This window comes from Haladaptatus cibarius D43, assembly GCF_000710615.1.
Taxonomy (GTDB): domain Archaea; phylum Halobacteriota; class Halobacteria; order Halobacteriales; family Haladaptataceae; genus Haladaptatus; species Haladaptatus cibarius.
Genome location: NZ_JDTH01000002.1, coordinates 755935 through 780298, shown reverse-complemented (window position 1 = coordinate 780298; position 24364 = coordinate 755935). Strand labels below are relative to the sequence as shown.

Below are 24364 nucleotides of genomic sequence, written 5' to 3'. Positions count from 1 at the left end.
AGTGAATCACAACCCTTAACTACCGGACGGCATTACGATGATACAGCGGGATGGGATAGCCAGGAGATTCCGGCGGGCTCATAACCCGCAGACCGGTAGTTCAAATCTACCTCCCGCTACTTTTGAAGAAACAAACTCTCTACTGAATTGTTCCTCCGACGTTCGCCAACGAACAGAATGTAAGACCTTCGAACGAAGGGAGAACAAGCGCATTCTTCCGGGGCCATCCGGTTTATTGAGACGGACACGCTAGTCCGTCGTATGACCTCCGTACTGTTCGTAGTCAGCGAAGAGGGCTATTGGGGCGAAGAGTGTATCGACCCGCTTCAGACGCTTTCGGACGCGGGTGCCGATATAGACATTGCGACGCCGAGCGGCTCGAAAGCGGTCGTAGACGACCGTTCTATCGACCCGGAAAACGTCGGCGAGGAAACCGCCGAGCGCGTTCGCGAGGCACACGAGAACGACCAGCGGCTACAAAATCCGATGCCCGTTGCGAATGCGGACGGCGACATGTACGACGCAGTGGTGTTCCCCGGCGGACATGGAACCGAGTGGGACGTGAATCAGGACAAACACGCACGTCGGTTGCTTCGGGACACTGTCGAGGGTGAGGACGGAAAGGCGCTCGTCGTCTGTCATGCAATCGGACTGCTCGCATTTACGCGAGACAGCGACGGGGAGTTTCTCGTCGCGGGCCGCGATGTAACCGGTTTCCCGAACGAGTGGGAAGAAGAAATCGTGGACGACCACGACCGCATGCCGGATGGTCGAAAGCTTCCCTACTGGGTCGAAGACGAAGTAAAAGTGGCGGGCGGCAACTGGGACGCGGAACTCGATTCGGACACCAGCGTTCGGGTGGACGGCGACTTGCTCACCGCACGTGGGCCGGGGTCGTCGCACGCCGCGGCGACGACGCTTCTCGAAGTACTTGATGTCAAATAGCCAAGATTTACATTATCGAACGTTGAACGGTCAGCAGAAAACGGACCATTTATACCGTTTTCGTTCGCAGTAGCAACGGAATGTTGGGAACGCGTGGCGTGGCGGCGGTTATGGCAGGAGTTACGATGACCGTCGCCATCATCGTTTTTCGCTCCGGTCGGAAGCCGCTTGGCCTCTGGTTGTTGAGCGCCGGGTTTTTTATGGCTAGTATCTGGTCGGCATTGAGTATTTTCTGGACGCAGGAGAACACAGGAGCGCTGTCATCGGAGTCACACCTCCTGCTGGGGACAACGGCGGTCGCCGCAACGATATACTACTGGATGTTAGCCAAAGAAGCTGCTGGTGAATGGTAACGATAAATTATCATACCGCATTTCTTTCCGTTATAAATCCCGGAGACTTGTTTAGAACTGCTCTTATCTTCTATAACACTATTAAAACTAAAACCTTTCGGCAATCAGTAGCTTTAAATACATCTTCTACAAGTCTTTGGTATGCCACGGCGACGCAACCGAAGTGGTACAGATGAAAGCCGACGGAACTTCCTGAAGGCGAGTGGGGCCGGCGCTGTTGCTCTCTCCCTTGCTGGCTGTTCTGGGAACAACGACGGCGAAGACCCACAGGGCACCGATTCGAACGGCAACGGGACGACGCAAGGCGCGAACACCGTTGACGTTAATCCCGAGAACATCAAACCGGGTGGAACGCTCCGTTACGGTCTGCCGGAAGCCCCTGACAGTCCGAGTATCATACTGCAAAGCAGTGTGTACTCCGCGGTTGGACTGAGCCCGGTCTACAACTATGGTGTCTCCCAAGACCCAGTTACGTTCGAGGTCAAGCCCAGCGTTTTCACTGATTGGGAACTCCAGAACGCGGACAGTGAAAAACCGGACGTCTACTTCAACGCCCGCTCCGACGGGTTGGAGTGGAATGACGGCGAGTCGTTCAAAACGGAGGACATCCTGTTCTCCTACCAGTTCATGCTCGACAACGAGCCGGGTCAGTACTCGGTTTACAACGATTACGAGTCAATCGAAGAGGCGAGCAACGACTGGGATTTCCACATCAAACTCTCTCGGCAGGTCGGTGTGTGGGACTCGAAGGTTCTCGGCTACGTTCCGATGCTTCCCAAACACATCTGGGAGAACGTCGATTACCAGAACTACAACCCGATGGACGAAAACGAGGAAGGGCCGGTCGGTACCGGGCCGGGTAAGCTCGTCCAGTACAACCCGGACACCTCGATGCAGGTCAAGTTCCGACGCGATTACATCGAGAACACCTACGCGCTCAACAACCTCGACTGGATCAAAGAACACAGTTCGCTCCTCCATGGCGGTCCGTTCCTCGACGGTGTGAACTTCAAGGTGTACGGCGGTGTCGCACCCATGACGCAGGCGTTCATGAACGGCGACATCGACACCCACTACGGAAGCCTCGACGTTTCGAGCATTCCGAAGGCGAAAAAACAGGATGGAATCGGCCTCGTTAAAGGCTACGACAGCGGTTTCTCCTACTACGGCTTCAACCTCCGACGCCAACCGCTCGACGACGTGGCGTTCCGACAGGCGATGGCGTTCATGTGGGACGAACAGTTCTGGGTCAAATCCCTCAAAGGCAACTTCGTCATCAAGGGCGACTACGCACAGTCCCCCGGTTACAAAGGCGTCCGACCCGAAACCGTCCACGACGGCGAACTGCTGACCGCCCCGGAAACGGAAGCGTTCAATTTCCGTGGACAGGACGGCAGCAAGCAACCCAACGTGGAAGCGGTTCGCAAATTCCTCACCGACGGGCAGGTCGTCAGCAAGTCCGGTACCTACGCAGGACAGGACTTCCCCGGTACGTTCTCCGGCGTCGAAGCCAGCCAGTCGGAAGCGAAGCACGAATACACGTTCGACTCCGTCCAGTCGTCGATTCTCCAAGATGCTGACGTCGAAGTGGACAAGGAGATTCGAGTCAACGGTCAGACCGTCCCGGAGATGATGGACGGTAACCCGATTACTCTCTTCATCGACCCGCCGAGCGAACAGCCGGACGAGGCGGAAGCCATTCAGCAGTGGGCGAGCAACCTCCACCGAGTCGGTATCCCGGTTCGCACCGAACCGATTGCGTTCAACACCATGTCCGGTAAGGTGTTCAATCAGGAAGACTTCGACATCTACCCGATGGGCTGGGGCGGAACCAGTGCATACGGAACGTCGCTCCACTCGTTCTTCCACTCCCAGAACGCGGGCGACGACACGGAACAGTTCGCCTACAACTCCACGGGATACGGTGTCGGCGACAGCGGTGCCGACGACCTCCTCTCGGACGCGTACAGCGAAACCGACCCCGAAGCACGTGCGAAGAAGTTCGCACGAGCGATGGAGAAAATCTACCTCGACATGCCGTACATGCTTCGTGACTACTCGAAGTACCGCTGGCCAATGAACACGAACAAATTCGGTGGCTACGTCGAGAACATCGTTGACCCCGGCTACGCGAACTGGAGCACCGAGTACGGCAACATGTACCTCAACGAAAACCTCGAAGGATAACGATAGGGTCTGCGACCCTCGTTGCCGGTTTTTTCACCGATTAGTTGGGGGTCTGGTTGTATTTAGTACGTAGTCGATACAAGAATCACTACATTGATAATGAATGTGTACCATGCATGGCATGGATACGCAAAAGTAAGCGATATGGTAAACAGTACACCGAAATTAATAGTTAGCAAACAATGAGTAGGATTAGCACACGCTATCTCGCAAAGCGTCTCGTCGTCTCCTACCTGACTCTGCTCGTGATAATGACGATTCTGTTCGTTCTGGTTCGGAGCATGCCGGGGTCGTTTATCACGAACATGATTACACCGGAGATGCAACCGTCACAGGTTGAGCGCCTGCGAGAGATTTGGGGACTCAACGAACCGTTGTGGAAACAGTACACGAACTTCATGATAAACTACCAGACTGGCGAATTCGGGCGCTCCCCGATGCACAAAGAACCCGTCTGGGACGTTGTCATTCGACGACTACCACGCACCCTCATCTTGTTCGGTGCAGGGTTCGTCGTCGCGTACACCGTCGGCCCACTCGTCGGCATGTATCTGGGCTGGTGGCGCGGGACGAGTAAGGACAAAATCATCTACACGTCCGGCCTGACGATGTACTCCATGCCCGCGTTCTGGATTGCATGGCTGTTCATCTGGCTGTTCGACTTCGAGCTTGGCTTACTAAAAAGCACGTACATGGTCGACCAGTTCGGGATAGCGGATTGGACGCCGTGGTTAGCGATGACGAACATCTTACATCACATCGCGTTACCGCTGTTCAGTATCGCGTTCGTGGGGTGGGTCGGGGCCATGCTCGTCATGCGCCCGTCGATGAACAACGTCACCGGCGAGGACTATGTCTTCCTCGCGAGAGCCAAGGGCCTCAGCGAGCGCACCGTGATGATGAAACACGCGGCCCGCAACGCGCTGATTCCAGTTGCAACGCAGGCAATCGTCGGACTGGCGTTCCTCATCGACGGGAGCGTCCTCATCGAGAGCGTGTTCAGTTGGCCCGGCATCGGAAAACTCCTGGTCGGTGCGGTGTTAGAACAGGATTATCCGGTCACACAGGCCGCGTTCTTCATCCTCGCAGTCCTCATCATCGTCATGCGATTGCTGACGGACATCGCGTACACGTATCTCGACCCGCGAATCAAGTTCGGGGGGGAATCATAAATGTCAACACAATCTGAAAACGCGTCAGCGACCAGTTCGGTCAAGGAACGATGGGAACCGCGTATCGAGCGCTTCAAACGGGGTTGGAGCCGATACACCCAGCACAAGATGGGCGTTCTCGGAATACTCATCTTGGTGATGTACATCCTGTGGGCGCTTTTCCCGTCAGTGTTCGCGCCACACAGTTTGGAGTGGCGGGCGTTCATCGGAAACGACCAGTATGCGTACCTAACGCTCCAGCAGAAACAGCAACTGCCCCACCCGCCAGCGTTCGGCGATCCGTTCTTCGCACCGCTCGGAACGACCAAATCCGGGGAAGGTGTCCTGACGCTGCTCGTCTACTCGGCAAAGAACGCACTCTACATCGGATTCGCCGCCGGAATCCTGTCGAGTTTGGTGGGCGTTCCACTGGGCCTCATCAGCGGTTTCTACGGTGACACATGGGTTGACGAGACAATCCAGCGAATCGTCGACGTGATGTACGGGATGCCGTTCCTCCCGTTCCTCATCGTCCTTGTCGCGATTCGGGGAATTTCGACGACGAACATTATCCTCGGCATCGCGATTACGTCGTGGCTCAACAACTGCATCCTGATACGCGGGGAGACACTCTCGCTCAAGGAACGAGCGTACGTTGAGTCCGCACGAGTCGCCGGTGCCAGCGACACGCGAATCGTGTTCCGGCATATCCTGCCGAACGTCGTTCCGCTCGCGTTCGTCTTTCTGGCACAGGACGCCGCGGCGGCAATTCTTGCACAGGCATCGCTCGCGTACCTCGGTCTGGCCGACTTCAAGGCCAACTCGTGGGGAATGATGATCGAGACCGTAAAAGCGAAGAATCACATCTACGACGCGCCGTGGTGGCTGATTCCGCCGGGACTGGCAATCACGTCCATCGCCGCGGCGTTCTACTTCATCGGATTCTCGGTGGAGGACGTTGCAAACCCACAGGAGTAATGATATGTCACTGTTAGAAGTAAACGACCTTCGTGTTCGCTACGACGCCGGAGACAAGCAAGTTCACGCAGTCGATGGTGTCACGTTCAACGTTAGTCACGGCGAAACCTACGGACTCGTCGGTGAATCGGGGTGCGGAAAAACGACGTTAGCAAAATCACTCATCCACCTGCTCGACTCGAACGGATACGTCGAGAGTGGTGAAATCTGGTTCGACGGAACCCTTCCCGAATGGGAGGACGAAAATGGAAACGCGCGACAAGAGATAATCAACGACGACCGATACCCGGTTAGAGCGGACGGAAAAACCGACCTCGCAAAACTGGACAACCAACAGATTCGAGACGTCCGGTGGCGGGACATCGCGCTCATTCCACAGAGTGCGATGAACGCGCTCAACCCGGTGTACAAAGTCGGTGACCAGATCACGGAAGCAATACTGCGTCACGAACCGGGCACTCCCGTAGAGGAAGCGGACGAACGCGCACGCGACCTCATCGAACGCGTGGGTATCGAACCCGACCGCGCAGACGATTATGCCCACCAGTTCAGTGGGGGGATGAAACAGCGCGCCGTTATTGCGATGGCGATGGCGTGCAACCCGGATTTGCTCATCGCGGACGAACCGACGACGGCACTCGACGTTATCATTCAAGACCGTATCCTTGAGGAACTCGAAGCGCTACAAGACGAGTTCAACGTCGCAATCCTCGTCGTGAGCCACGACATCAGCGTCATGGCCGAAATCTGTGACAAACTCGCCGTGATGTACGGCGGGAAGATGATGGAAAGCGGTCCAATGGGTGAGGTGCTCAACAACGCCGCAAACCCGTACACGCTCGGGTTGAAGAACTCGTTCCCGACGGTCGAAGAAGCACAACAGGAACTCATCTCGATACCGGGGTCGCCACCGACGCTGCTCGACCCGAACGATGGCTGTCGGTTCGCACCGCGATGTCCGTTCGTCGTGGACGAATGTCATTCGGCACATCCACCGGGATACGACGTTGAACAGGCGGAAGGAGGACGGCGAACGGAAGCGGTTTCTCCCGATATGCACCGGTCGGCTTGCTATCGAATTGACGAACTCGAAACGATGCGCACTGAAGCGCAAAAGGAGGAAACATGGCATCAGAACACAACGCAGACCCACTAGTAGAAATCGAGAACGTCTCGAAGTTGTTCGACCTGTCGGTGGGTGTCGTCGACCGACTGCTCGGAAACGAAGCACAGCCGGTTCGGGCAGTTCAGAACGTCGACCTCACCATCAACCGTGGCGACATCATGGGTATCGCTGGCGAATCCGGCTGTGGGAAAACCACGCTCGGCAAACTGCTGGTGAAGCTCTACGACCCGACGGAGGGAACGATTCGCTTCGACGGCAGAGACGTAACCCAACTCTCACGCGAAGACCAGAAGGTGTTCCGCCAGCGCGTCCAGATGATATTCCAAGACCCGTTCGAGAGTCTGAATCCGCGGATGACCGTCTTCCAGTCCGTCGTCGAGCCGTTGAAGATAAACGACATCGGAGACGGCTACCAAGACCGAAGGGAGCAGGTCGTCAAGGTGCTGAACGACGTGGGACTCTCGCCCGCGGAGGCGTACCTGAACGAGTTCCCGAAGGAACTCTCGGGTGGGGAGCGCCAGCGTGTTGCGATTGCGCGTGCGCTGGTCGTCAATCCGGATTTTGTCGTCTGTGACGAGCCAGTGTCGATGCTCGACGTGTCGATCCGAGCGGGCGTGCTGAACCTGATGAAAGAGTTGCAAGACGAGTACGGACTCACCTATCTGTTCATCAGTCACGACCTCTCTCTCATCCGATACATGTGCGACCGAACGGCCATCATGTACCTCGGGGACATCATCGAACAGGGACCGACGGGCGAAGTGGTGACGAACTCGAAACACCCCTACACGGAGGCGCTGTTCGACGCAGTACCGGAAATCGAACCCGACGCGGAACGACGCCGAGCGAACGTCACCGGAGAGGTTCCAGATCCGCGAAACCCGCCAAGTGGCTGTCGGTTCCACCCGCGGTGTTCGAAAATCATTCCACCGGAGGACTGGACTGGTAGTCAGGATGCGTTCCGGCGAGCGTTCCAGTTCAAGCGCCGCGCGGCGATGGGCGACCTCGGCGTCGGAGAAATCGATGCCGACGAACAACGTTCGGCGGTTGACCAACTGCTCGCATCCGGACTCGCGTTGGAACTGCCGGAAGAGCACCGTAACGAAGCCGAGAACAATGGGAAAGTCGATGTAGAGTCACTCGACATGCCTCGGCAAGCCGAGAACGCGCTCCGATCTGCCGCTCGTGACCTCATCGAGGGGAACGAAGAAGACGCCATGGAGCAACTCAATCGGGAGTTCCAGACGGTGTGTGAACAGCGCCACCCGGAACTTCAACAATCCGGCGACCAGATTGCGGCCTGTCATCTGTTCGAATCGTCGGCGTCGAACCCAGAAGCTGTTGCGCCGGACGCCTCCGACTGAGCGTCATCGACATCGCCTTTTCCGACACCGAGGGAAACTCTTACGGTACTGATACACATAGCCACAGTCATATCTTCATGTCAAATTCACGTACTCGCTCCGCCCTCTGGCCGAAACAACCGCTTCTCGTTGGTGCAGTCGTCGTCACTGCGCTAGTTACGGCGTGGTTGTTCGTTCCGACCATGCAAGGCCATCTTGCGACGATGAACAGCGGTAGTGTCGATGTGACACCGACGGAGTACGCCGTCACGGACGACGATGAGCATCTGTCTACGACGCTCCAGATACAGAATCCGACGGGACGGGACATCGTCTTTACGAGTAGCATTCTCCACGCACACGATGGAGACGTGCAGTTGACGGATGGAACGACGACTTCGTTCGACGAAATCCGGATTCCTGCTGGCGAAACGGTCGAGACGACGATACAAATCGGTTTGGACACGGAACGAGCGTCGCAAGCGAAAACAGCAGTCGAGTCGGAGTCAGTAGTACTCTCGGGAACGGTTCGGGCCCAAATCGGTGACAAGGACGTTTCGATACCGGTTCGGGCCGAGGAGGGTGGACGATGACCGAAACGGCAAACGAGTGGTCGGGCGACAGCGCCCAAAAAAACATTCGACGCCGATACTGGCTGTCGGCGCTCGCAAAGGGTGTCGTTACCGGTGCAATCGGGGGAATTGGAGCGTTTACGTACAACATGTCCGAGCTAATGGTCGCGTCGATTGACCCACTGTTGGTGTTGGGTATCACCGCGCTCGCGGGAGTGTATGCGCATCTGCTCGCGGACGGCCTCCACGAAAGCATTCGCGTCGGACTCATCGGCTTCTTTACCGGGAGCATCACGCTGGTCGGTGCGTGGGTGGCTCCGCTGTGGATTCTTTCGTACACCGCTGGCGCACGCGACATTCTGCTCCCGAAGCTGACCGGAACTGCGGTCACGGCCGCGATTATCGTCTACTCATCGGTGTTCCTCGGCGCGTATCTTTCGATGCTGACAATCGACGCGTATGCCTCAACGTAAGGGTTTTGTTCTGTGCGTTTGTAGACGGGTCTGTGTCGAAAGACGTTCCCACGCGCGAACGCTCGGTTCGAGAACGTGGCACCTTCGCAAACCACGGTGACGACCCGACGCTGGCCAGTTATCTCTCGTCGCTTTTCTTACTGCTCTCGGTGCCGTCGTTCGTTCTGCTGGCATACGGCGGCCACTGGTACGGCCTGTACGAATACGACACGATACTGCTCGTGTTCGGTGGCCTGCTCGTCGGGTCGATTGCGCTCACGTTCACCATCATGCACGTCGTGACTCGATAGCCTCAGACGCCGCTGTTCCGCAGAGTCAGATAGAACAGGACACCCATCGCCGCAACGAGGAGGCTAAACTCCAATCGGGAGGCTGACTGCTCGCCGGAAACGAAAAACAACAACAGACTCGACAGTCCGAGCAGTGCGGCAAGACCGAACAACAGCATCGTCAGGTTTGTCTCGTCGGTCAACCAGTAGAAAACCCGGTCACCAATGTCGTCCATGATGGTCTAAAAGAGCATCTCTTCGTAGACGCACTCGACCGGTTCGAGGATGAGTTGGAGCGCGAGCATGTACGTCGTGAGCGCGAGTTTCGAATCGGCGGTGAACGCCGTCGCTTCGTCGCGCCATTCGGCGACACTGGCGGCAAACCTGACGTGGGAATCGTGAACTGTCATAAGCCACTCAGTTGGAAGTTCGTCGTGGTTCCCCTTATACGTCACCCGAAAGAGATACTTAAACGTCGCATCCGTTCTCCCGCTAATATCTTCTCCTGCCTGTAGTTCGGGGAATTGCGGGGTTCCGAACAACTGCGTGAGCCGATAGTACGGAATCCCGATGTTGTCACTTTGGGAGGCGTCGCGCTCACCACTGATATACGCGACGACGTTCAGGTCGTCGCGTTCGCGGACGTTATCTTCGACTAGCACGTCACCGTCTGCTCGCCGAGCCTCGATTTCTGCCCGTGGAATCGACTCGATGACGATGTCCTGAAGTTCACTGAAATCCGGTGCCTCTGGGTGATTTCGGATGTCCATAGCTTAGTAGGCGAAGTAGTTGAAACCGCGCCAGCCAGCGTAGCCGAGGCCGAAGAAGGCGATTCCAGTAACGAGAACGATGAGCGATTCACCCGTACTCATCGTACTCTCCATCTGTGGAATCAGTTTGAAGTACAGCGAGATGCCGAACAGGACGTATATGTACCCGACAATGATACCCAACAGAGCTACCATTATCGACAGTAGCCCGACCGGGCCTCGAAGCGACCGAGGGACACTATTTTTTAACGCCATGGTTTGTGCTACTGTGGCACAAGCATAAAACTTCTGCAATGAGCCTTACTCGTTGTCGTCCGTGTCGCTTTTTCGGGCTTCGAGATTCTCCAGACCATCTTCGGAGAGTGGCGACATCTGTTCGTCGAACTCATCATCGTTCGATTTCTCGTTGGATTTCGCCGCCGCATTTCGCCCGGCGAAGTAGGCGGAGACGAACTTCTCTTTGTTCTCGCGCAGGGTGTAGCCCACCCAAATAAGCACAATGCCGGGAACGACCCGGAAAACGGACGCTGGCGAGGTTATTCCATACGTGTTCGTAACGATAGTCCCGTTGAGCGCGTCGCCCACGAGGAGCGCGCCCGTCACGAGCGTGAACGTCGACATCATCGCCAGGAACTGACGGGTGAACATCTCAGCCGTCGCCGTATTCGTCCGCGATGACGACCTCGCCGCCCACTACGTCCACGTTGATGAGCGTCTTGACCTGATAGCCGGTGTCGTCCAGTTCGTTCGCGCCGACCTTCTTGATGACGGCACAGACGTCCACGACTTCCGCGCCGATGTATTCGAGTGCCTCGGTGACGGCCTTCATCGTGCCGCCGGTGCTGAGCACGTCGTCCAGCAGGAGGACGCGGTCGCCCTCGTCGACGTTGTTGATGTACATCTCGTTCTCGGAGTAGCCGGTCTGCTGAGAGAGCGCGACCTCGCCCTCCAAGCCGTACTTTCGCTTGCGGATGACCACCAGCGGAATGTCGGTCATCAGCGAGACGGCGGTCGAGATGTGAATCCCCATCGCCGCGGGCGTGACGATTTTATCGACGTTCTCCAAATCCGCCTTGCGGATGATTTTGATGACGATTTCCCGCAGGAGCGTCGGTTCGAGCATCGGAATCCCGTCGCTGATGGGATGGACAAAGTAGTGGTATCCGTCTTTCTCGATAATCGGGGCTTCGAGAAGCGACTGCTTCAACTGGTCCATGCTGGGGATATTCAACCCAGCAGTAAAAGGTGATGGTATCGCCGCCGAGGGTGTGAGTTGGGCGCGGGCGAAGTAGTTTTTCTTGTCATATTGTGCCGAATGCGAGCCACGCTCTCGACCCTCAATTGCTTGACTTTCCACAGGGTGTCAGAAAATTAGTTTTCGCAAAAACGGCTGGCCGAACTTGGCTTGGCCGGGCCTGCACACAGGCCCGGTCTCCTGTGGCCTGGTGGCAACGGGCGAAGCGAGAAGTGAGCAACTGGAAAGAGCGAGCGACGAGCGAGGATCGGAGAAAATCGGAGATTTCTCGGGTGAGCAAACGCGAACCGTTTGCGAGCTACGGAAAACCAAGGGTTTTCAGGTACCGCGAAAGACTGCGTCTTTCGCAGGCGTAGCTTGGAGTCGGAAATTGTAACCAACACACCTTCACAAAAATCGAATCGTATGCAGAGCATACCTTCGGGTCGCCACCAGCAAGCAACACTTCGACAGAATCAGTGCTATTATGCCGAAGACGCTGTTTGTACTCGCTTCCAACCAACGCGTCATCGAACTACTTTCACTTTCACCGCGGGTAAGGCTCAGTTCTTTTATCATCCCGTTCCTCTGAGCAAATGCGGGTGGGAGAGACCCGCACTGCAGCAAATCGGTTGCCAAAACCCCTACTCTGACCCAGCAGGGTTCGATTTGTTTCCACACCCCCTCCCCGGGGGGTTCTCCTGAAATCATGGCTGACGGCGTTTTCCCGGCTGAGTAACGGTATTCGAGAGGGTCATTTTCCCCTCTTCGAGCGAGAATTTAAATACGATGGTCAAAATAGTCACTAGTGACTACATGGTGAGCAAACTGTCCGCCGACCAGTTGATTTCGGATTTGCAAGCGTTTGCAGAGAAGTTGGGTGAGGTGCCGACACAAACCGCAATGAACGACCGTGGGCCACATTCTTCGACGCCGTACTACAACCGATTTGGGTCGTGGAATGACACTGCAGGCCTCAGGGTTCGAAACGAACCACGAGAACGGAATCTCGAACGAGGAGCTAATTCGCGCGCTCCGAGAGTTCGCTGAGGAACTGGGTCGTCCGCCAAAGTTCGAGGAAATGAACGAACACGGAGAGTATTCGGCTCATTCATACTTCCGCCAGTTCGGTTCGTGGCCGGAGGCGAAGGAGGCCGCAGGGCTTGATCCGAAAACGACGACCAGCCGGAGGATTTCGCGTGACGAACTGGTTGAAGCACTAGTTGAGTTGGAGAGTAAATTGGGAAAAACGCCTTCTCAAGAGGATATGTGCGAACACGGTCGGTACTCACATCAACCGTACTATCGGGAGTTCAATTCCTGGGAGGAGGCACTCGTATCAGCTGGCATTGACCCAGAGCACGAGCTTGGGATCCCCAAGGAGGAACTTATAGAGGAATTGCAGAGATTGACAGGTTCGCTTGGAAAAACACCAACATGGATGGAACTAACGGAACATGGGCAATTTTCTATTTGGCCCTATCTTCGAGCGTTTGGTTCGTGGAACGATGCACTTCGGGCCTCAAACCTTGCAATCAACAAGGCGCACGGTGTTTTAGATGGTGCAATTGACTACGGGCCGAATTGGCCGGAACAGCGCGAACTCGCATTAGAGCGTGATAGATACGTTTGCCAAGATTGCGGGATTTCAGATGATGAACAGCGAGAAGCAATTGGTGAAGGATTACATGTGCATCATCTGAAAAAGAGGAGAAAGTTCGATAGCTACAAGAAAGCAAATCAATTGAAGAATTTGATTTCATTGTGTCGGTCTTGCCACTATGTGTGGGAAAGCAGTACATTGAAAAAGAAAACGTAGATAACCGACCCCGTTTATAAGTCGTGCGTTTCGGAGTAGATAACGGTTGAACGACCGTCTGCCTCAGCGGTCACGACAACCTTGACGCTTTCACCGTCAATCGAAGTTCCATCGACATCGGTGAATGTTCGCGACTGACCGATTGAGTCTAAGTCATCGGATTCATCAGTACTAGTACCAACAATGGTAGCAGAAACATTCAAATTTGTTCCTTCCTGCTGTTCCGAAGTAAACGTTACGTCAATCGTATCATCTTGTGCATTTGCATCGACGCTCACACCTGCCTGAACGTTGCTTTGAACGCTGTCACCAAGACCCATCACGAACGTCCCTATCACGGCGGCCAATATTACAGTGATAGCAACCATTAAAATTACACCAATAACTGGCGAAACTAATCTTGTTTCAGACCTGAATTCGTTGAATTTTTCTTTGAGTGTCATATGTTTGTGTTCTCCTGCGACGCGCGTTTTCATCACTGAGGACAAACGTACATGCTAAATATCTCGACAGGTAAATTCTAATGTCGAATTTAGCAGATTTCCGCCCCCGGTTCAATTCGCTTTCTTCGGATGGTAAGCGCGTTATAACAGGCTTTGATACTCCTACCTAATAAAGATATGGCTGTCTATATCCATGTATTAGAATATGATAATTCATCCGTAGGAAATTCTATTATAAATATGGGATTATTTACATAATTCTGTCTTTCTGTCTTTTGACCGAACAACCGGGGTTTCGGTGGACACTCACTGTGAGAGGCCAACCAATTGCGGTTGCTGTGTAGATGGTAAACGAGCCAGGGTGTGTTGTATGTGCTTTCCCCTGCCCCTGTACTGTTGATAGAATCGGATACCCCAGTCGATTGCACTTCGATTCGTTGCTAAAAGTAACCCCGAGATACCATGGACTCCTTGAAGCACTACCGCAACCATCCGATGAGCGTCGTGTTGACTGATAACTAATTCAAACGGTGGTTTACTAGGCGACTGAAATATCGTTGCTTGCTCTGCATTCACCGCAGTTTGTAATTTATCTGGATATTTCGCTATTAGAGTTTGAATACAGTCTTTCGATAGCACGAACTCTAATTCGGTCGATTCGTCGATTATATACTCGTGATACTTGTTTACCGAATTTTCGAATAATGCGGGAGAGAGTATCTTTATACACGACGCTCCCAGAAATTTCTCGTGTAGTCGGCGGAGAGGTTGGTTAGGTGTGCTTTGTGATGGAAATGTGAATTCTGGATTCCGAAAGAGAGCATCGTCTACAAGTGCGACATTTTGAGTTTGTTCAATCATAATCTGTGCCCGCTTCATCTCTTGACAAATTGTAATTGTATCGATAAAATTTCGATACACTAATCGACCAAAAGCAGTGCTTCGATAGCCGTTTGCAGTACGCTCCGCAAAACCGTTCGATACCAACTGCCGAATTCCCCGATCAACGGTTGACCGTGGCTCATCTAACTGCTCAATTAATTCGGACTTTTGTTTTGGTTCGCCAAGGATTGGTGACAGATATTTCCCCGTCTCGGGATAGTCTCGATTAACAGGTGGAGGGCTTAAGATTCATAGTAGTAAATATTATTTTATATTAAATAGATTTCCACATAATAGTAGAAAAATCAAATATTAGTTGTTAAAATAAATAATTCAATTACTAGTTATTACTTATTGGTAAGATCTGGATGTATAGACGGTGTCAAAACCAATGGCAAAAGAAGTCGACAGGACCCGTCGAAAAATTCTCAAATCCAGTGCGGTTGCGACTGCAGGCCTTGCTGCAACGATGAGTGCATCGGCATCTGATGTAACAGTACAGCTCCACAAGGATCACTGAGTTACTGATAGTGATGGCGACGACCGTGTTTCGGTTTTCGTACAGCCGGATGCAAGTTCAAATTGCCTCGGAAGTGCAACTGACGGTGTGAACGGCCTTACGGAACGACAATTTTTGGCGAAGTCTATGATTCCGGTAGCAACGAGAACATGATCGAAGTCAGCTGGGATAGTGGCGACGATCCGGATGGCTGGTGTTTCGTTGCGGGTCTTAGCCCAGTTAGCACACCAATATAAACAGACAATAACCATTTTTCTCGGAAGATGAATAGTAACTATTTTATGAATATCTGGTTTACCTAAAACTATGCAACGACGCGCTGCCGCCCTGTATGCGGCGTTCTTTTTCCTGATCGTAACAGGGTCGTACATCATGCTCGCAACTGCAGCACAGCCTGTGGCCGAGGTAGACAACCCAGACTATAGTGCTACCTCCGGAGACACGTTCTCGGTTGATAATCGCGAGTACAACATTTCTGACATTAGTGCAACAGTAAACGAGGACGGCGAACTCGTTCGCTCCGCTGAAGCGACATGGACGAATCAATCCGCGATGTTTTCCGCGTCGTTGGAGAACAACTCCACCCTCCAAACAAACGACAACGTAACATATCGCGTCCTCATCCCGAACGAGTCGAACCCGACGACTGCAACGCTCAGCGAAGTCCAGAACCTGAGCGAGGACACGCAGACGGTTAAGCAGAATGGTGTGACCTACGTGGTCGTCAACGAGACGAGCGACAATTCCAGTACCAACAAGTCACTGGTTCCAGTTGACGAGTACAAACGCCAGCAGTTCGACCAACCCGATACGCAAGAACTTCGAGAAGGTAATCAGTTCCAATACCAGAACAATTCCACGACTGTTCAGAATATCACGAATCAATCGATGACGCTCCAATGGACTGGGCCAAAAACGAACTCGGTTTCCCTCGGTGAAACGACCGCCATCAAAACGACGCTGGTTCGCGGCGGAACGCCCGAGAAGTTCCAGTTCCCGGCAGGAGGAACAGCGGAGTTGAACGGAAAGCAGTACGCTGTCCATTATCCCGATAACAGCACGCTCGTCCTGTCGAGCGATGTTGATGGCTATCAGACACAGTTGGACGATGTTCGCCACCAAACGGAACGATTCGCCGGATTTTGGGGAATCGTGATACTCGGTATGCTTGCTGCAATCCTCCTTCTCGGTATGGCATTCCTCCCGAATAAGTCGTAAATCGTGCTGTTCTTCGGTTATCTCCGACGTTGCATTCCGAATTATCGCCTTGCCGCTGATAACTCCTCTGCGACTTCTTTCGCTACGCGAGTTCCCAGTTCTTTTTTGCTCCCGCTGTATTTCCGAACGCTGTTGTCGCGGACGAACAGCGTTCGCGTTTCGTCTTCGCCCATCACGCTCGCGTCGTTCGCCACGACGAACGAACACTCCGCACGGACGAGCGTTTCGCGGGCGGCGGCGACCATCGCTGTGTCGTCGCCGCTCGTTTCGGCCTTGAAGCCAACGATTGGGATATCAGGGTGACTCTCACGAACCGTGTCGATGAGTTTCCGCGTCGGTTGCAAATCGAGCGAGAGGTCTTGCCCAGAGCGAATCTTTTGATCTGCCGTATCTGTCGTGTAGTCGCTGATTGCGGCCACGGAAATCAGGGCGTCCGCGGGAAACGCCGTCACGAGGTCGTTCACGGCATCCGTCATCTCCTCGGCAGTTTCGACCCGCACGCCGGTTGCGTAGGGCACGTCCGGCGCGTCGTGGACGAGCGCGACGTTCGCGCCCGCGACGTAGCAGGCGCGGGCGACCGCTCTGCCCGTTTTTCCCGAGGCGCGACTGGTCAACACCCGGACTGGGTCGATGGGTTCGCTCGTCGCGCCGCTGGTGACGACGATTCCTTTTCCGGCGAGGGGTTGGTCGCCGGTCGCTCTCGCCACGTCGAGCGCAATCATATCCTCGGTGGCGATTTTCGCTTTCCCCTCTTCGATGCGCGGTTCGACGAAATCGACGCCCCACGACTCGACGCGCTCGATGGCGTCGAGGACGCCGGGATGGTCGTACATCGGCTCGTGCATTGCTGGCGCGATGACGACCGGAACGTCCGCGCCGAGGGCAGTCGTCGCACAGGTCGTCACCGGGGTGTCGTCCACCGCGCCCGCGATTTTCCCGACCGTGTTCGCCGTCGCCGGAGCGATGAGAAATACGTCGGCCCACTCGTCGCGGCCACAGAGTTCGACGTGTTCGACCTTGCCCGTGATTTCGGTGACCACGTGGTTGTCGGTTGCGAACTCGACGGCCCACGGGTTGATGATGCCCTGCGCACTGTTCGACATCACCGCCCGGACGTTTGCGCCTCGCCTGCGCAGTTCGTGTGCCAACTCGACCACTTTCACCGCCGCGATGCTTCCCGTCACCCCCAACGCCACGTTCACTCCGCTAAGCATTACCCGCTACTGGGTTCGGTAGCCCGTAAAAGGTAACTGGTTCGAGCCTTGATTCAGTTCGACCCCTGATTTACCTGATTTGCGCTCGCCCGTCGGGATGCTTCCTTCACGAACTCGGTCGAAAGCGCGTCTATTTCGCCCGCCTGCACCCGCCAGAGGTCTGCGTAGAGGCCGTCGTTGCCCAGCAGTTCGTCGTGGGTACCGCGTTCTACGATTTCCCCGTTTTCGACCGAGATAATCGTGTCCGCTCCTTTCACCGTCGAAAGTCGGTGGGCGATAATGAACGTCGTTCGGTCTTCGGTGAGTTTGTCGAGACTGCGCTGGATGAGCATCTCCGTCTCGGTGTCCACCGCGCTCGTCGCCTCGTCCAACACGAGCAGTTCGGGGTCGGCCAGAATCGTTCGCGCGATGGAGATTCGTTGGCGTTGGCCGCCGGAGAGTTTCACGCCGCGTTCCCCGACTCGCGTGTCGTAGCCCTCGGGGAGATTGGTAACGAACTCGTGGGCTTCCGCGGCTTTCGCGGCGGCAATGATTGCTTCTTCTTCCGCGTCGAACGCTCCGTATTTGATGTTCTCTTTCACTGTTCCGTCGAAGAGGAACGTGTCCTGTCCGACGTAGCCGATGTGTTCGCGGAGGCTTTCGACGGTCAAATCTCGAACGTCGGTTCCATCGACTCGAATCTCGCCGCCCGTCACGTCGTAGAGGCGCGGCAGGAGTTTGCAAATCGTGGATTTTCCTGCGCCGGTCGGCCCGACGAGGCCGACCGTCTCGCCGGGGTCTGCGGTGAAGGTTATGTCCTGCAGGACTCGCTCGCCGTCGTCTTCGTAAGAGAAATCCACGTGGTCGTAGTCAACTCGGCCTTCAACGGAATCGAGTTCGACGGCGTCCGGACTGCTGGTAATGGCGGGCGGAATCGACATCAGACCGAAGATGCGCCGCGAGGAGGCTTTCGCGTCCTCGTATCTGTCCACGACTTCGCTCATCTGGGTCAGGGGTTCGACCATGCGCTGAGTCAGGAGGAGGAAGGTGACGAGTTGGCCGACGTAGAGCGTCCCGGAGAATCCCAGTGGCGGTTCGGAGAGATACCACAGTCCGCCGACGATGAAGGTGGCGATGAACGCGATTGACGTGAGCAGTTGTAGTCCGGGGCGGTAGATGAAGTTCATCCGAAGCGCCTTCCAGTCGCGTTGGAAATATTTGTATGACGCTTTTCGAACTCGCTCGTCCTCGAACTCCTCCGTTCCGGCGGTTTTGATGACTTCGACGCCAGCGAGGTTGTTCTCTAATCGCGTGTTCAAATCGCCGACCGAGGAGCGAATATCGGCGTAAAACGCCTCGACTCGGCGCATGAACCACCACGTAAACAGCGCCGCGATGGGAATGACCGAGAGGGTGACCAGCGCCAACTGCCCGTTGATGGTGAACAGAACCCAGCCAATTCCGATGACGAGAACGACGAGTTGGATGGCGCTCCCCATCATGTTATCGAGGAACAGTTCGAGTCGGTTCGTATCGTTGTTCAGGATGCTCATGAGTTCTCCCGTTTTGTGGTCGTCGAAGAACTCCATATCGAGTCGTTGCATCCACTGATACGTCTCCGTCCGAACCTCGTGTTTCACGCGATGGGAAAACAGGTTTAGACTTGACGACCGCGCAAAATTGCTGAAGGCGGCGAGAACCATCGAAACCGCCATGATTTGAATGGAAAGCCAGAACTGTCCCATCGTACTCCCGGGAATCCACGCCTCCGGCAGAAGTGGAAGCGAATAGGCCTTTTCCTCGTAGAAGACGGCATCCAGCGCGACACCGAGGACGACTGGGGGAACGAGCGCGAGAAACCTCGCGGAGATGCTCGTCAGCAGGCCAATGATAAACCAGTGGATGTGGTCGTCGCCATACTCGGTGAACAGCCGAAACATCGGTCGTTCGACCGACTCTCCCAATTCGTTCGGGTCTACCTCGTCGTCACTCATTTCGAGCCCCATTCATTTCGTAGACGGTTCAGAACAGATTGATAAAGTCACTTGGATTTCGGCAGGGCGGGAGACGACCGCGACTGCGAACCGAAACGGAATACACTCCACGTGTCCGTTCCAAGTCGAACCAATGTCGTGGAAAATTCTGATTGTCGCTGGATTGTTCGAAATCGCGTGGGCTATCGGGCTGGAATACTCGGACGGCCTCTCGAAATTCTGGCCTTCCGTCGGCACCGTCGTCGCCCTCGTTATCAGCATGATACTGCTGGCGGAAGCCCTCAAAACGCTTCCCGTCGGAACAGCCTACGCGGTTTGGACTGGCATTGGCGCGGTCGGCACCGCGACGCTCGGCATCGTCCTGTTCGAGGAGTCTGCGGAGTTGGTTCGGGTCGCCTTCATCGGCCTCATCGTCGTCGGCATCGTCGGCCTGCACCTCTCCTCGGGTGGACACTGAGTCGGACAGGTATTCGAAACAGAAACGAAACAAACCACGGTGGCGGTGCGGAGCGGTTTTATTGGACTCGGCATCAACTAACGGCATACTAGTGAATGAGTGAGCCGTAGCTAGCTACTTCCGGCTCCAAAATAACCGCAACCGCACCTCGCCCTCCCCAGCCTCTTCCCTCATTCCGGACGAGCGAACCTCGTCCGGGTTCTCGTTTCGCATTCGCTCACGAGAACGCCATTCGGTCATCCCTCGCGCGAGTCGTTCACTTCGTTCACTCCCCCGCGCCGAACGGGAAAACGCAGTTCTATAAAGTCGCACTTTCCCGCCGACTCGCGCACGCCTTATTCCATCTCTTCGACGAAACTCGGATGCGGAACGGGCGTCTCGTCCTCCCACTCCTCGACGTACTTCCGAAGGCGGTCGTGTGCCTTGCGCGCCCGACGCTGGCGTTCGTCCTCCGAAATCTCTTCGCAACCCACCGGAACCTCGCGGTCGCGGTTGGTGAAGTAGCCCTCCGGGGCGACCCAGTCGTGGTAGAAATCGGAGTCGGCGTCGTGAACCACGGTAAGTCCGACCTGCGACCCGTGGCCCGCAGAAACGATTGCTTGGTGGTACTTGTCCGCCAGTCGTCCGGCGGCGTAAAGGCCATCGACGCCGGTTCGTCCCGTGTCGTCCACAGAAACGAACTGCTTGCTTCCCGACCGCTCGAAATCGAGGCCGAGTCCGTCGAGGTAGCCGGAATCCGACCACGACGCCGCGATGACTCGATCTGCGTCGATGGTTTCGTCCTCGGTTTCGACCGCGAAGGCGACGGATTCGCCGTCGCCTTCGCCATCGTTATCTTCGTCCGCGTGTCGCACGTCCGAAACCGTCGCGTCGAGTCGGGCGCAACCGGCGCGTTCGGCCTGCTCTTCCAGCATCAGGCAGAACAGGCGCGAGTCGATTCCGGCAGGGAAACCGGGGAAGTTCTCCAAAATAGCGTTTCGGTAGAGAATCGAAACCCCGTCGTTCACGACCAGCGTGTCGAGGTCTGCGCGGGCGGTGAAGGTGCCCGCGGAAAGTCCCGCGACACCGCCGCCGACGATGACTACGTCGTAGCGTGTCATGGTCGGGGGTTGCTCGTGGGGCAGTATAAACTGCGGTGTTGGCCGCCGCCGCGTTTAAGAACCGTCTTCGTCAGAATCGGAATCCGAATCGCCGTTATCAGAGTCCGAATCCGAATCATTCTCGTCCGAGTCAGAGTCAGCGGTTTCAGGACGAACGTCCGCATCACTCTCGGACGGGCCAGCGGCCTCGGACGGCTCCGCCGCCGACGGAGAGTCGTTCGTTTCCTCGGTGATAGACCCAGTCGATGCACTGGCATCCGACCCCGCCGCCGCGGCATCTTCACTGGCTTCGTTCGGGGCGACGCCGTGAGATTCTTTCAGATGCTCGTTCAACTGTTCTTTCCGTTCGAACGATTCGTCGCACTGTTCACACGAAAATTTGTCTGCTTCTGATTCTGCCATGCTCTACGCTTTTCGCGGTAGCGTTGAAACGATTCTACTGGCACACGCAACCTCGGTTTTACATGGTTGCTTCGTGTACCGACTTTCGACTGGTACGCCTGACCCAATACGACCACCGGCCACTGTTCGCCGGAATATTTACTTTCAGTCCCACAGAACTGAACGGTGTGGATTCAGTCGAACTCAGCACCGTCGTCTACGTGCCGCCGGAGGAGGCCTACGAGTTCCTCATCGACTTTCCGGGCTACGCAAACTATTCGGAACACCTCACCGGCGTCACCCGCGAGGGCGACGGTGGGCCGGGGACGGAGTACGACATCCACCTGAAATGGTGGAAAGTGCAGTACACCGTGCGCTCCGAAGTGACGGAACTCGATCACCCGAATCGCATCGACTGGAAGATAATCAAAGACATTCACGCCCACGGCCACTGGCGAGTCGAAGAAGTTCCCGAGGAAGCCCCCGAGGGCAAAGAAACCGCTTCACGGGTGTGGATTTCCATCAACTTCGACGCGGATTCGGCCGACAGCGGCATGCTCAACTTGCCGATGTTCGTCTCGATGGGCTGGGTCGTGAACAAAGTGAAACCGCTCGTGCTGAAGGAAGCAGAGCGCGTCGTAGAGCGAATCGTCGCGGATTTGGAGGGCGAAAAACGCGACGTGAATCTCGTGGTTCACGACAAACCGGATTCAGTCTGAGTCTCGATTTTCACTGGCGTTTTGGTATCACGTGCTTTCGAGTCGAGTGATTGGTTCAGCAGCGATTTTGCCACGACTAGGTGTAAGAAGCTGATTTATCCATACATCAATTATTTATGCAATTGCGGTAGTATTTATAGAAAATGGATAGAAATCGACGGGCATTCCTCACGGCTGTGGGGGCGGTGTCGGTTGGAGGCTGTGTAGGAAACTCGAATAATTCGCCGTCCACGGACGGGACTCGTTCGTCCGATACTAATCCCCCGTCGGGCAATGGTAACACGACCGATACGACCGAGCTGCCCGAGAGGCAGACCACGACCCAAGACGAACACCGCGAGACAACGATCGGATTCGCGGGTGACACGATGGTCGGACGGGGCCTCAACGGGATTTATGGTGATGGAGACACCAACCCGGCAACCATTTGGGGCGACTTTCAATCCGAACTCGAATCTCTCGACGGTGTCTTTTGCAACCTCGAATGCTGTCTCTCGAAGCGAGGCGAACCGTTTCCAGACCGCGCGTACTATTTCCGAGGCGACCCCGATTGGGCAGTGCCCGCACTCAACGCCGGGAACATTCGGTTCGCAACGCTATCGAACAATCACTCGATGGATTTCGGAGCGGCCGCTCTAACCGATACGATAGACACACTCGACGAGGGTGGAATCGCAAACGCGGGGACTGGTGAGACTCCGACGGAGGCGTGGGAGCCAGCGACGTTTTCCGTCGGCGGCCTCGACGTCGCCGTCGTTTCGTTTTCCGACGAGTACGAAGTGTACGCCGCGACTGACGACCGACCCGGAATTGCGTGGGCAAAGACAGACCCCGAAAATCCGAGAACTCAGCGGCTCGTTGGAAACGCAATCGAGCGCGCACAGTCAACGAACCCAGATTTGCTCGTCGTATCGCTCCATTGGGGAGAAAACTGGATAGAGCACCCCAACGACCGACTCGTCGCATTCGGCCACTGGCTCGTGGAACAGGGTGTTGACCTCGTTCACGGTCATAGCGCGCACGTCGTCCAATCAGTCGAGCAGTACGGCGACGGCATCATTCTCCACGACACTGGCGACCTTGTTGACGATTTCGGCATTAAAGACGACCTTGGCAACGACAAGAGCTATCTCTTCGAAGTCGTGCTCAAAGACGGAGATTTCGAGGAAATACGGCTCGTTCCGTTTCACATCGACGACGGCGTCCGTTCCGCCACCGAAAGTGAGGCGGCATGGCTTCGAGAGACGCTACACGCACGCTCGAAGCCGTTCGAGACGACATACGAACGAGATGGCGACGGCCTCGTAGTTCAACTCTAACGTAGTTCGACTCTAAAGACGACGTGATTTTCGTGGCTTTCGACGATGATGGCTACTCAACCTGCACCAACAACACGCCGATGAGCACCAACCCACCGCCGCCGACCGTCACCGCAGTAATCGGTTCCGCGAGAATCGCCGCCCCGAGAAGAAGCGTCACGACGGGTTCGACGGTGCTGACGATGCTGGCCCGACTTGCACCGATTCTGTCGATTCCGGCGAAGAACGTGAAGATGGGAATCGCGGTTGCGATGACGGCGATGGCGACGACGATTGCCCACTCGGAAATCGCGCCGGGAACCGACAGTTTACCCGTAACCGAGCCGAAAAACAGGTATGCACAGGCTGCCGCCGGAAGGACGTGGGCCGTCAGTTGGTCTGCCGGAACGCTGTCCAGCGCGACCCGACCGACCGTGATGTACCCTGCGTACACCACAGCGCCGACGAGAACGATGACGATTCCGCGCGGGTCTGCGCCCGCCGGGTTGCCACCCGTAATGAGCGCGACGCCGGAGAGGGCGAGAACTAAGGCGAACGCGGTTTTCGAAGTCACGCGCTCGTCGAGGACGAGCGCGGACAGCACCACGACGAAGACCGGATACGTGTAGAGCAAAATACCGACGAGTCCGGCGGTCATGAACGACAAGCCCCAGAAGTACAGACCGCTCATCAGTGCGTAGCCGAACGCGCCGAGGCCGAGTCCGATGGCCAAGTTCCTGCCGGAAAACCGGTGGAGTCGTCCTCGGGCGGCGAGTCCCATCCAAACAAGTACGGTGGCGAGCAGAAACCGAAAGAAGAGGACGGTCGGAATCGACAGTCCGGCGTCCGCCGCGAGTTTGCCGAAGATGCCGAGAGTGCCGAATCCGACCGCGGAGACGACGACCAGCAGAACACCGACTCTGTCGCTCATTCATCCCG

The 24364-nt window shown here is 55.8% G+C and carries 28 protein-coding genes and 1 tRNA gene; 17 read left to right on the top strand and 12 right to left on the bottom strand.

Translation table 11 applies throughout. The features are described from left to right. The first annotated feature begins 44 nt into the window (after positions 1 to 44). The 11 genes from HL45_RS09405 (at position 45) to HL45_RS09355 (ending at position 9418) form a co-directional block, all read left to right on the top strand. Positions 45 to 119 (top strand) — tRNA-Met (locus tag HL45_RS09405). Between the two features lie 142 nt (positions 120 to 261). Beyond that, entirely contained in the window at positions 262 to 945 is a 684-nt protein-coding gene (locus tag HL45_RS09400) for a type 1 glutamine amidotransferase domain-containing protein (RefSeq protein WP_049970850.1), read from the top strand. Positions 946 to 1025: 80 nt separating this feature from the next. Beyond that, entirely contained in the window at positions 1026 to 1298 is a 273-nt protein-coding gene (locus tag HL45_RS09395) for a hypothetical protein (protein WP_049970849.1), read from the top strand. Between the two features lie 141 nt (positions 1299 to 1439). Beyond that, positions 1440 to 3485 carry an ABC transporter substrate-binding protein gene (locus tag HL45_RS09390; RefSeq protein ID WP_084156850.1) on the top strand — a complete coding sequence of 682 codons (2046 nt, stop codon included), beginning with the start codon at positions 1440 to 1442 and terminating at the stop codon, positions 3483 to 3485. 182 nt (positions 3486 to 3667) lie between these two features. Continuing rightward, positions 3668 to 4657, top strand: a complete 990-nt coding sequence (locus tag HL45_RS09385; protein ID WP_233274736.1) for an ABC transporter permease — start codon at positions 3668 to 3670, stop codon at positions 4655 to 4657. Beyond that, entirely contained in the window at positions 4658 to 5614 is a 957-nt protein-coding gene (locus tag HL45_RS09380) for an ABC transporter permease (RefSeq protein ID WP_233274735.1), read from the top strand. Between the two features lie 4 nt (positions 5615 to 5618). Then, complete coding sequence (locus HL45_RS09375; RefSeq protein ID WP_049970847.1) at positions 5619 to 6770, top strand: ABC transporter ATP-binding protein; 1152 nt, start codon at positions 5619 to 5621, stop codon at positions 6768 to 6770. Then, a complete protein-coding gene (locus tag HL45_RS09370; protein WP_049970846.1) occupies positions 6740 to 8104 on the top strand; it encodes an ABC transporter ATP-binding protein in 1365 nt (454 codons plus the stop codon). The genes HL45_RS09375 and HL45_RS09370 overlap by 31 nt, the downstream gene beginning before the upstream one ends. Positions 8105 to 8181: 77 nt before the next feature. Continuing rightward, positions 8182 to 8676, top strand: coding sequence for a hypothetical protein (locus HL45_RS09365; protein WP_049970845.1), 495 nt, complete (start codon positions 8182 to 8184; stop codon positions 8674 to 8676). Beyond that, on the top strand, positions 8673 to 9128 hold the full coding sequence (locus HL45_RS09360) for a hypothetical protein (RefSeq protein ID WP_049970844.1): 456 nt from the start codon (positions 8673 to 8675) through the stop codon (positions 9126 to 9128). The genes HL45_RS09365 and HL45_RS09360 overlap by 4 nt, the downstream gene beginning before the upstream one ends. 32 nt (positions 9129 to 9160) lie before the next feature. After that, complete coding sequence (locus HL45_RS09355; protein ID WP_049970843.1) at positions 9161 to 9418, top strand: hypothetical protein; 258 nt, start codon at positions 9161 to 9163, stop codon at positions 9416 to 9418. Between the two features lie 2 nt (positions 9419 to 9420). Here HL45_RS09355 and HL45_RS09350 read toward each other — a convergent pair whose 3' ends face one another. The 5 genes from HL45_RS09350 to hpt are packed head-to-tail and all read right to left on the bottom strand — an operon-like array spanning position 9421 to position 11383. After that, the gene (locus HL45_RS09350; RefSeq protein WP_049970842.1) at positions 9421 to 9633 is read right to left on the bottom strand and encodes a hypothetical protein; all 213 of its coding nucleotides are present in this window, start codon (positions 9631 to 9633) and stop codon (positions 9421 to 9423) included. Between the two features lie 6 nt (positions 9634 to 9639). Continuing rightward, on the bottom strand, positions 9640 to 10167 hold the full coding sequence (locus tag HL45_RS09345) for a hypothetical protein (RefSeq protein ID WP_049970841.1): 528 nt from the start codon (positions 10165 to 10167) through the stop codon (positions 9640 to 9642). Between the two features lie 3 nt (positions 10168 to 10170). Continuing rightward, a complete protein-coding gene (locus HL45_RS09340) occupies positions 10171 to 10422 on the bottom strand; it encodes a hypothetical protein (protein ID WP_049970840.1) in 252 nt (83 codons plus the stop codon). Between the two features lie 45 nt (positions 10423 to 10467). Continuing rightward, a complete protein-coding gene (locus HL45_RS09335; protein WP_233274734.1) occupies positions 10468 to 10791 on the bottom strand; it encodes a hypothetical protein in 324 nt (107 codons plus the stop codon). Positions 10792 to 10816: 25 nt separating this feature from the next. Then, the gene (gene hpt, locus HL45_RS09330) at positions 10817 to 11383 is read right to left on the bottom strand and encodes a hypoxanthine/guanine phosphoribosyltransferase (protein ID WP_049970838.1); all 567 of its coding nucleotides are present in this window, start codon (positions 11381 to 11383) and stop codon (positions 10817 to 10819) included. An 807-nt stretch (positions 11384 to 12190) separates the two neighbouring features. On the opposite strand from hpt, the gene HL45_RS20990 reads away from it, so the two are divergent. Further along, the gene (locus tag HL45_RS20990; protein WP_162472539.1) at positions 12191 to 12451 is read left to right on the top strand and encodes a homing endonuclease associated repeat-containing protein; all 261 of its coding nucleotides are present in this window, start codon (positions 12191 to 12193) and stop codon (positions 12449 to 12451) included. Continuing rightward, positions 12363 to 13220 carry a homing endonuclease associated repeat-containing protein gene (locus HL45_RS09325; RefSeq protein ID WP_049970837.1) on the top strand — a complete coding sequence of 286 codons (858 nt, stop codon included), beginning with the start codon at positions 12363 to 12365 and terminating at the stop codon, positions 13218 to 13220. Before HL45_RS20990 ends, HL45_RS09325 begins: the two co-directional genes overlap by 89 nt. Before the next feature lie 14 nt (positions 13221 to 13234). On the opposite strand, the gene HL45_RS09320 is transcribed toward HL45_RS09325, so the two are convergent. Both HL45_RS09320 and HL45_RS22045 read right to left on the bottom strand, forming a co-directional pair. Beyond that, positions 13235 to 13663 (bottom strand): type IV pilin, encoded by a 429-nt coding sequence (locus tag HL45_RS09320; RefSeq protein WP_084156985.1) that lies wholly within the window; start codon positions 13661 to 13663, stop codon positions 13235 to 13237. Between the two features lie 306 nt (positions 13664 to 13969). Then, a complete protein-coding gene (locus HL45_RS22045; protein ID WP_449404102.1) occupies positions 13970 to 14734 on the bottom strand; it encodes a helix-turn-helix transcriptional regulator in 765 nt (254 codons plus the stop codon). A gap of 637 nt (positions 14735 to 15371) precedes the next feature. Here HL45_RS22045 and HL45_RS09310 point away from each other — a divergent pair. Beyond that, positions 15372 to 16283, top strand: a complete 912-nt coding sequence (locus HL45_RS09310) for a hypothetical protein (protein WP_049970834.1) — start codon at positions 15372 to 15374, stop codon at positions 16281 to 16283. A 41-nt stretch (positions 16284 to 16324) separates the two neighbouring features. On the opposite strand, the gene coaBC is transcribed toward HL45_RS09310, so the two are convergent. Beyond that, positions 16325 to 17497 (bottom strand): bifunctional phosphopantothenoylcysteine decarboxylase/phosphopantothenate--cysteine ligase CoaBC, encoded by a 1173-nt coding sequence (coaBC, locus tag HL45_RS09305; RefSeq protein ID WP_049970833.1) that lies wholly within the window; start codon positions 17495 to 17497, stop codon positions 16325 to 16327. Between the two features lie 53 nt (positions 17498 to 17550). Further along, on the bottom strand, positions 17551 to 19482 hold the full coding sequence (locus HL45_RS09300) for an ABC transporter ATP-binding protein (RefSeq protein WP_233274733.1): 1932 nt from the start codon (positions 19480 to 19482) through the stop codon (positions 17551 to 17553). A gap of 121 nt (positions 19483 to 19603) precedes the next feature. Here HL45_RS09300 and sugE point away from each other — a divergent pair, with 121 nt between their 5' ends. Continuing rightward, a complete protein-coding gene (sugE, locus tag HL45_RS09295) occupies positions 19604 to 19927 on the top strand; it encodes a quaternary ammonium compound efflux SMR transporter SugE (protein WP_049970832.1) in 324 nt (107 codons plus the stop codon). A gap of 335 nt (positions 19928 to 20262) precedes the next feature. Here sugE and HL45_RS09290 read toward each other — a convergent pair whose 3' ends face one another. Both HL45_RS09290 and HL45_RS09285 read right to left on the bottom strand, forming a co-directional pair. Beyond that, the gene (locus tag HL45_RS09290) at positions 20263 to 21027 is read right to left on the bottom strand and encodes an FAD-binding protein (protein ID WP_049970831.1); all 765 of its coding nucleotides are present in this window, start codon (positions 21025 to 21027) and stop codon (positions 20263 to 20265) included. Between the two features lie 54 nt (positions 21028 to 21081). After that, positions 21082 to 21429, bottom strand: coding sequence for a C2H2-type zinc finger protein (locus HL45_RS09285; protein WP_211250846.1), 348 nt, complete (start codon positions 21427 to 21429; stop codon positions 21082 to 21084). A gap of 167 nt (positions 21430 to 21596) precedes the next feature. Here HL45_RS09285 and HL45_RS09280 point away from each other — a divergent pair, with 167 nt between their 5' ends. Continuing rightward, the gene (locus tag HL45_RS09280) at positions 21597 to 22127 is read left to right on the top strand and encodes an SRPBCC family protein (protein ID WP_049971977.1); all 531 of its coding nucleotides are present in this window, start codon (positions 21597 to 21599) and stop codon (positions 22125 to 22127) included. Between the two features lie 143 nt (positions 22128 to 22270). After that, entirely contained in the window at positions 22271 to 23446 is a 1176-nt protein-coding gene (locus HL45_RS09275; protein ID WP_049970830.1) for a CapA family protein, read from the top strand. A gap of 52 nt (positions 23447 to 23498) precedes the next feature. On the opposite strand, the gene HL45_RS09270 is transcribed toward HL45_RS09275, so the two are convergent. Further along, the gene (locus tag HL45_RS09270) at positions 23499 to 24356 is read right to left on the bottom strand and encodes a DMT family transporter (RefSeq protein ID WP_049970829.1); all 858 of its coding nucleotides are present in this window, start codon (positions 24354 to 24356) and stop codon (positions 23499 to 23501) included. Positions 24357 to 24364 lie beyond the last annotated feature (8 nt).

What these genes read in the sequence shown, in the direction of transcription:
- HL45_RS09400 (WP_049970850.1), top strand. Translation starts at nt 262, where the DNA reads ATGACCTCCGTACTGTTCGTAGTCAGCGAAGAGGGCTATTGGGGCGAA.
- HL45_RS09395 (WP_049970849.1), top strand. Translation starts at nt 1,026, where the DNA reads ATGTTGGGAACGCGTGGCGTGGCGGCGGTTATGGCAGGAGTTACGATG.
- HL45_RS09390 (WP_084156850.1), top strand. Translation starts at nt 1,440, where the DNA reads ATGCCACGGCGACGCAACCGAAGTGGTACAGATGAAAGCCGACGGAAC.
- HL45_RS09385 (WP_233274736.1), top strand. Translation starts at nt 3,668, where the DNA reads ATGAGTAGGATTAGCACACGCTATCTCGCAAAGCGTCTCGTCGTCTCC.
- HL45_RS09380 (WP_233274735.1), top strand. Translation starts at nt 4,658, where the DNA reads ATGTCAACACAATCTGAAAACGCGTCAGCGACCAGTTCGGTCAAGGAA.
- HL45_RS09375 (WP_049970847.1), top strand. Translation starts at nt 5,619, where the DNA reads ATGTCACTGTTAGAAGTAAACGACCTTCGTGTTCGCTACGACGCCGGA.
- HL45_RS09370 (WP_049970846.1), top strand. Translation starts at nt 6,740, where the DNA reads ATGGCATCAGAACACAACGCAGACCCACTAGTAGAAATCGAGAACGTC.
- HL45_RS09365 (WP_049970845.1), top strand. Translation starts at nt 8,182, where the DNA reads ATGTCAAATTCACGTACTCGCTCCGCCCTCTGGCCGAAACAACCGCTT.
- HL45_RS09360 (WP_049970844.1), top strand. Translation starts at nt 8,673, where the DNA reads ATGACCGAAACGGCAAACGAGTGGTCGGGCGACAGCGCCCAAAAAAAC.
- HL45_RS09350 (WP_049970842.1), bottom strand. Translation starts at nt 9,633, where the DNA reads ATGGACGACATTGGTGACCGGGTTTTCTACTGGTTGACCGACGAGACA.
- HL45_RS09345 (WP_049970841.1), bottom strand. Translation starts at nt 10,167, where the DNA reads ATGGACATCCGAAATCACCCAGAGGCACCGGATTTCAGTGAACTTCAG.
- HL45_RS09340 (WP_049970840.1), bottom strand. Translation starts at nt 10,422, where the DNA reads ATGGCGTTAAAAAATAGTGTCCCTCGGTCGCTTCGAGGCCCGGTCGGG.
- HL45_RS09335 (WP_233274734.1), bottom strand. Translation starts at nt 10,791, where the DNA reads ATGATGTCGACGTTCACGCTCGTGACGGGCGCGCTCCTCGTGGGCGAC.
- hpt (WP_049970838.1), bottom strand. Translation starts at nt 11,383, where the DNA reads ATGGACCAGTTGAAGCAGTCGCTTCTCGAAGCCCCGATTATCGAGAAA.
- HL45_RS20990 (WP_162472539.1), top strand. Translation starts at nt 12,191, where the DNA reads ATGGTCAAAATAGTCACTAGTGACTACATGGTGAGCAAACTGTCCGCC.
- HL45_RS09325 (WP_049970837.1), top strand. Translation starts at nt 12,363, where the DNA reads ATGACACTGCAGGCCTCAGGGTTCGAAACGAACCACGAGAACGGAATC.
- HL45_RS09320 (WP_084156985.1), bottom strand. Translation starts at nt 13,663, where the DNA reads ATGACACTCAAAGAAAAATTCAACGAATTCAGGTCTGAAACAAGATTA.
- HL45_RS09310 (WP_049970834.1), top strand. Translation starts at nt 15,372, where the DNA reads ATGCAACGACGCGCTGCCGCCCTGTATGCGGCGTTCTTTTTCCTGATC.
- coaBC (WP_049970833.1), bottom strand. Translation starts at nt 17,497, where the DNA reads ATGCTTAGCGGAGTGAACGTGGCGTTGGGGGTGACGGGAAGCATCGCG.
- HL45_RS09300 (WP_233274733.1), bottom strand. Translation starts at nt 19,482, where the DNA reads ATGGGGCTCGAAATGAGTGACGACGAGGTAGACCCGAACGAATTGGGA.
- sugE (WP_049970832.1), top strand. Translation starts at nt 19,604, where the DNA reads ATGTCGTGGAAAATTCTGATTGTCGCTGGATTGTTCGAAATCGCGTGG.
- HL45_RS09290 (WP_049970831.1), bottom strand. Translation starts at nt 21,027, where the DNA reads ATGACACGCTACGACGTAGTCATCGTCGGCGGCGGTGTCGCGGGACTT.
- HL45_RS09285 (WP_211250846.1), bottom strand. Translation starts at nt 21,429, where the DNA reads ATGGCAGAATCAGAAGCAGACAAATTTTCGTGTGAACAGTGCGACGAA.
- HL45_RS09275 (WP_049970830.1), top strand. Translation starts at nt 22,271, where the DNA reads ATGGATAGAAATCGACGGGCATTCCTCACGGCTGTGGGGGCGGTGTCG.
- HL45_RS09270 (WP_049970829.1), bottom strand. Translation starts at nt 24,356, where the DNA reads ATGAGCGACAGAGTCGGTGTTCTGCTGGTCGTCGTCTCCGCGGTCGGA.